4 protein-coding genes and 1 pseudogene are annotated in these 5,462 nt (G+C 77.3%); all 5 read right to left on the bottom strand.

The genetic code is table 11. From position 1 onward, the window contains the following. Positions 1-411 (bottom strand): annotated as a pseudogene (locus tag EAO73_RS35165) (ATPase); the annotation flags it as partial. After that, positions 408-1,796: a hypothetical protein gene (locus EAO73_RS35160; RefSeq protein ID WP_147975594.1), complete on the bottom strand. Its 1,389-nt coding sequence runs from the start codon at positions 1,794-1,796 to the stop codon at positions 408-410. The gene EAO73_RS35160 and the pseudogene EAO73_RS35165, both read right to left, overlap by 4 nt. Further along, entirely contained in the window at positions 1,786-2,445 is a 660-nt protein-coding gene (locus EAO73_RS35155) for a 4Fe-4S single cluster domain-containing protein (protein WP_147975593.1), read from the bottom strand. Before EAO73_RS35155 ends, EAO73_RS35160 begins: the two co-directional genes overlap by 11 nt. Continuing rightward, the gene (locus EAO73_RS35150; protein WP_224756594.1) at positions 2,442-4,049 is read right to left on the bottom strand and encodes a vWA domain-containing protein; all 1,608 of its coding nucleotides are present in this window, start codon (positions 4,047-4,049) and stop codon (positions 2,442-2,444) included. The genes EAO73_RS35155 and EAO73_RS35150 overlap by 4 nt, the downstream gene beginning before the upstream one ends. Next, positions 4,046-5,380, bottom strand: coding sequence for a hypothetical protein (locus EAO73_RS35145; protein WP_147975592.1), 1,335 nt, complete (start codon positions 5,378-5,380; stop codon positions 4,046-4,048). Before EAO73_RS35145 ends, EAO73_RS35150 begins: the two co-directional genes overlap by 4 nt. Between the last annotated feature and the right edge of the window lie 82 nt (positions 5,381-5,462).

The raw sequence follows: 5,462 nt of genomic DNA, 5'->3' as shown, positions 1-5,462 counted from the left end.
CAGCGGCTCGCTCTCCTCGCGGGGCGCGGGGGCGGGTCCGCCGGTCACCCGCAGGGTGCCCATCGGGCCGCGCATGCCGGGGGTGCGCATGACGGGCCGCCCGGCGCCGCCGCCGGTGCGGGTTCCGGACGGCCGCCCGCCCGGACGGGACAGGTCCCGGGAGGCGGTGTCCCGGAAGTAGACGGGGTGGTCCGTGGAGCTGAAGACGATCCGTTCGTAGCCCTCGGCGCGCAGCAGCCGCCACAGCGCCTCCTCCAGCCGGCACACCTGGTAGGCGGTGTCCACGAAGATGTCGCCGGCGCCGGGCCCGTAGAGGATGGTGAACGGCTCGCCGCCGCGCAGCGCCGCCGCGTCGAGGCGTTCCACGACCGGCCCGGCGGCGGGGCGGGGCGGCTTGTTCAGCCGGGTCATCCGCCGCTCCCCGTCTCCCCGCGCCGGGCCTGCTCCCCGCGCCGCCGGTGGGCCTCGATGTCCAGGAAGCCGCGGTCGGGGGTGCCGGGCTCGGACTCCGGGGCGGCCGGCACCGCCCGGCCGTCCTCGGCGAGGGCCCGCCGGACGGCCTCGGCCCGGTCGCGGAGCTGTTCCTCGGAGGTGCTGTCGTAGTCGTAGGACAGGACCCGCACCACCTGTTCGCCGGAGTCGGGCGAGGCCTGCGAGATGTCGAGGACGATCTCGTTGCCGTTCTCGTGGCGCAGCTTGGCGTAGTACGAGCCCCGCGGGTCGGCGTTCTCGTACTCGCCGTCGACGAAGTCGTAGTAGGCCAGGGTGGAGAGGGTGTGGGCCACGGTGTCGGCGAGGTTCACCCGGAGCTGCGAGGCCAGGTGCCGCATGGTCGCCCGGCCGACGGTGTCCCCCAGCTCCTCCTCCAGGCGGGGTGCCTCCCGGTCCCGCAGGGCGAGCAGTTCGTCGGTGCCCGTCGCGTCGTCCCGGGCGCGGGTCAGGATCTCGGCGGCCTCCGTGTGCAGCCGCTCCCAGTCGCCGTCGGACCAGTAGGCGACGTCCACGGTGTAGTCGGGCAGGACCGCCCCGTCGGGGCCGGTGACGGGCTGTTCGCGGCTGCCCTCGATCTCCCCGGCGACGGTCGCCAGGGCGTCGATCGCCGCCATCTGGGCCGTGCAGCGCTCCAGTTCGCGCTGTTCGGTGTCGGCCCGCAGTTCGCTCAGCGAGTGGTAGGTCTCCTGGACGATCGCGAGGGCCGCGTCGAACCTGCCCTCGGCGGCGTTCTGTTCGGCGGTGGCGAGCCGGCCGGTGAGGCGGTCGAGCTCGCCGGGTGCGTAGCGCTCGTGGAGCCCGGCCTCGGTGAGATCGGCCGCCATCGCGCGGGCGTCGCCCAGCCAGGTCCGTACGGTACGGCCGGCGCGGGCGCGGTCCTCCGTGAGCGCGCCGATCTCCTGGGCCAGCCGGGCGGTCTCGGCGCGCCGTTCGGCGCGTTCCTCGGCGATGGCCCGGCGGACCTGTTCCTGCTGCTCGGCGAGGCGCTGCCGGGTCTCCTCGCGGATCTGCCCGGCGGACGCGGCGAGCGCCCCGCGCACCTCGGCGGCCTGCTCGCGGAGCCGGCGCGCGGTGTCGGCCTCCAGGCGCCTGGCCTGTTCGCTGAGGCCCTGGACGACCGTCTCGTGCCGCTGCTGGCGCTCCTCGACGCGCGCGAAGACCCGGTCCAGGTCCTCGCCGGTCTTGCGACGCACCTCGTCGATGAGCTCGGGGATGTTGCGCTGTACGTCCTTGAGCTGCTGGGCCTTGCGCTGGATGCGGTACCACTCCGACTCGTCGACCTGGATGCGCTTCCTACCGCTCATCGTGTTCCTGTCCTCTCACGGGGCTCGTGGTACGGGTGCGGACCGCGTCGACCGCGAGGTCGAAGGCGTCGAGCAGGCCGGGCGGCGGTACGCCGATGAGCAGCGCCTCCGGGCCGCTGACGGCGATCTCGGCGGACCGGGTGCGGTGCTCGAAGTCGTAGTCCGCTCCGGCCAGGCGGCCGGTGAGGTGGTGGACGCGCTGGTTGGTGCTGCCGCGCAGGCCGCGTCCGTCGTCCAGGGCGGCCACGTACACGCCGTCGACGAGGACGTCCACCTCGGCGAGGAGCGCGGGGACGCCGGGGTCCGGGGGGCGGGTGCGGAGCCGTTCGAGCCGGTGGCCGGTGAAGCAGATGACCGAGACGTCGCGGATCTCCCGGGCCAGCCGGGCCACTTCGGCGAGGCCGGCCGCCTGGGCCATCGGCTCGCCGCCGGAGAAGGTCAGCCCGGTCACCCGCTCGTCGGCCAGCAGTTCCCGGGCCAGTTCCGCGGGGCCGGCGCGTCGGGCGGGCCGGAAGGGGATCCAGTCGGGCGCCATGCACCCGGCGCAGCTGAACGGGCAGCCCTGCACCCAGAGCGCCGACCGCACCCCGGGGCCCAGGGCCTCGGTGCCGACGCGGGTGGCCGCCACGTTCAGCGCGGCGCCGGTCATCCCGGCCATCCGGCGGCCGGGGCCTGGGCGCGGGCCGGCTCGGCGAGATGGGTGAAGGAGACGCCGCCGACGACGACTTCGCCGCCCGGTGCGCAGACCGCGCCGCTCTCGCGGGCGGCGGTGCCGTCCGGGGAGAACCGGATGTGCAGCTCGGTGCGGGGGCCCTCGCCCGTCGACCTGCGCCTGCCGTGCACGGTGCCCCGGCCGCCGGTCGAGACCGGGCGCAGCGCCATCATGCGGCCCCGCAGTTCGATGCGTTCGGGCAGCGGTCCGCCGAAGGGGGTCGCCAGCAGGAGCACGCCCCGCAGCGGCGGCCGGTTCACCCGCCGCCAGGCCAGCCAGCCGGCGAGGACGGCGAGCACGACGACGGCCGCCAGGAGCGGCAGGAAGGCGGCGGAGCCGACGCTCGCCCGCAACGGCACCTCCGCCTTCTGGACGCGGACCGCCGGCGGGGTCTTCAGCTTGATGTCGGGGGCGAGGGGCTGCTGCCAGGAGGAGGTGACCCGGCCGGCCAGGTGGAGGGTGGCGCTCGCGTCCTCGGTCCTGCGGTAGGGCAGCCAGCCGGCGCTCAGCCGGCCGTGCAGGGTGAGTGCGTACGTCTTGGACTCCCCTGGTTCCAGGGCGAGTTGGCCGGGCAGTCCCTCCACGGTGAGGTCCGGGCCGGTGACGGAGGCCCGCAGGCCGCTGACGGTCAGCGGGACATGGGCGGTCGTCGAGCGCAGGGTGAGCTTCCGGGTGGCGGAACCGTCGCCGAGGTCGAGGGCGCCGCCGTCCTCCCAGGTGGCGGTGACGCCCTTGCCGGTGTCGGGGGCGAGCAGCCGCGCGGCCTTGCGGGCGCGGGTGCGGTCGCCGGCCCTGGCGAGGTAGGCGCCGAGGTCCTGGATGCCCTTGGGCCGGAGCACGGTGGTGTCGGGGACGACGTCCGCGAGGAGGCCGGCGCCGGTCGCGCCGCCGCCCAGCGGGATGGCGTATCCGGCGAGTTCGGTGCGGCCGGCGGCCGTCCGGGCCCGCTTGCCGAGCGCGTCCCAGGCGGGGCCCGAGGCCTTGGGGTAGCGGGAGTGGGCGGCGGGACGGTGTTCGCCGTCGGTGAGGAGCACGACCGAGGCGACCGGGGCCGCGTCGTCGCGTGCCACCTCCTTCAGGGCGGCGTCCAGGGCGGCCCCGATGTCGGTGTCGCCGTCCGGGGTGGGGGTGCCGGGGAGGGACGCGATGATCTTCGAGGTGTCGCCGGCCGCGCCCACGTACCGTGCCTCGGTCCGGGAATCGAACGTGAACAGCGCGACGTGGTCCTCCGCCGTGAGCCCGTCCAGGAAGGGGCGCAGCGTCGACCGGACCGTGTTGTACCGGCCCTCCTTGGTCATGGACCCGGAGGTGTCCACGAGGATCACGTAGTCGGCGGGCTCCCGGTCCAGTTCGAGCGAGCGGTATATCTCGGCGCGGGTCGGCCCGGGGGCGGCGGGCGCGGCCTGCGCGGGGGCGGCCGGCAGGGCCGCCAGGAACGCGGCGGCGAGCAGCGCGGCGCACGGCCGGACCAGGCCTCGGCCGTGCGGGCGTGCCGGGTGCGGTCCCGGCGGGGCCTCGGGCGCGGGGGCGGGGTGGTTCACGGGCCCACTTCCTTGGAGTCGGTGCCGATGTCGGCCGGCAGGATGCCCAGCGGGAAGGCCCCGGGTGTTCCGGCGCCCAGGGGGTGCAGGACCAGGGCGGCCGTTCCGTCCACGGCGATCCGGACGCCCACGTGGAAGCGGTCCGTCGCGTCGCCGCCGGGCAGGGTGAGGGTGCGGACGGGTGTGCCGGCGCCGCTTCCGGGGGCGCCGACCCGCACGCGCACCGGGTGGTCCGCCCGGGTGCGTACGCCGATCCGCTGCCCGTCCGCCTCGGCGAAGACGACGGGCCCGCCCGGTTCCAGCGTCCCGGCGGCGCTGACGAGCAGTTCGCTGTCGGCCGGGTGGCCCGCCTCGGTGCGGTGGGCGCCGACCCGCACCTCGTACGGGTAGCGGTCGGCCGGGTCGACGCGGCCGGCGGCGACGAGCGCGGCGCCGAGGACCGCCGCGTGGGCCGGGTCGGTGCCCTCGGGCAGCGCGGTGAGCGGCCGGCCGGCGCCGTCCAGGTGGGGGCGCAGGGGGCCGAGTCGGGCGACGCCGCCGACCAGGGCGAGCGGGGTGTCCCGGCCGGGGCCCAGCGCCTCGGCCAGCGCCCGGTCCAGGCCGTCCGTCAGCAGCGGCAGCGCGGAGCGGACCGCGCCGGCGGTGACCGGGCGGCCCGCCACGTGGTGGACGGCGGTGGCCTCGAAGCGGCCGGGGTCGCGGGCGGCCCGGTCGAGGACGAGGCCGAGGCGGCGGGCGGCGCCGGGCTCGGCCCGGACGGCCGCCAGGGCGCGGCGGTGGTCCTCGTCCGGAGGGAGCCCGGCCCGGGTCAGGAGGGCCGTGTCGAAGCCGGTGCCGTAGCCGTCGTCGGGGGCGTGCCGGGAGGTGGCGGCGACGGCCACCGCGCCCGGGGTCACCGTGCACACGGAGACCTCGGCCGCCGCCGCGCCGAGGTCGCACACCGCGTACCGGCCGGGTGCGACGCCGCCCGTGTGGCGCAGGAGGGCGAGCACGGCGTGCGGGGTGGCGAGCGTGCGCACGTCGGGGGCCGGTCCCGCGCCGGGCGGTGCGGCGAGCGCGTCGGCGGCGCGGCGCGCGTGGGCGGCCCGGTCGTGCTGCGGGACGACGACGAGCAGCCGGTGCGGGGCGTCGTGGTGCCGGAGGTAGGCGTCGTACGCGGCGCGCAGCGCGGCGCCCCGGTCACCGGCCGCGGCCCCGGGCACGGGCAGCCCCTCGCCGGGCACCGCGCCCTCCGGTTCGACCGGTTCGGGCGTGCCGCCGGGGCCGACGCGGGCGAGGCGTACGTACCGCGAGCCCGCGTCGATGGCCAGGGAGTGTCCCGGGGCCGTCATGGGCGCCCCCGGTTCTTGAACCGGCCGGGGTGCCACCAGGGCGAGCGGTCCTCCGGGTACGTGGAAGCGGGCGGGTAGGCGG

Origin of the sequence: Streptomyces sp. col6, assembly GCF_008042035.1 — a bacterium.
Taxonomy (GTDB): Bacteria; Actinomycetota; Actinomycetes; order Streptomycetales; family Streptomycetaceae; genus Streptomyces.
This window is presented reverse-complemented; position numbering and strand designations above follow the sequence as displayed.

What these genes read in the sequence shown, in the direction of transcription:
- EAO73_RS35155 (WP_147975593.1), bottom strand. Translation starts at nt 2,445, where the DNA reads ATGACCGGCGCCGCGCTGAACGTGGCGGCCACCCGCGTCGGCACCGAG.
- EAO73_RS35160 (WP_147975594.1), bottom strand. Translation starts at nt 1,796, where the DNA reads ATGAGCGGTAGGAAGCGCATCCAGGTCGACGAGTCGGAGTGGTACCGC.
- EAO73_RS35145 (WP_147975592.1), bottom strand. Translation starts at nt 5,380, where the DNA reads ATGACGGCCCCGGGACACTCCCTGGCCATCGACGCGGGCTCGCGGTAC.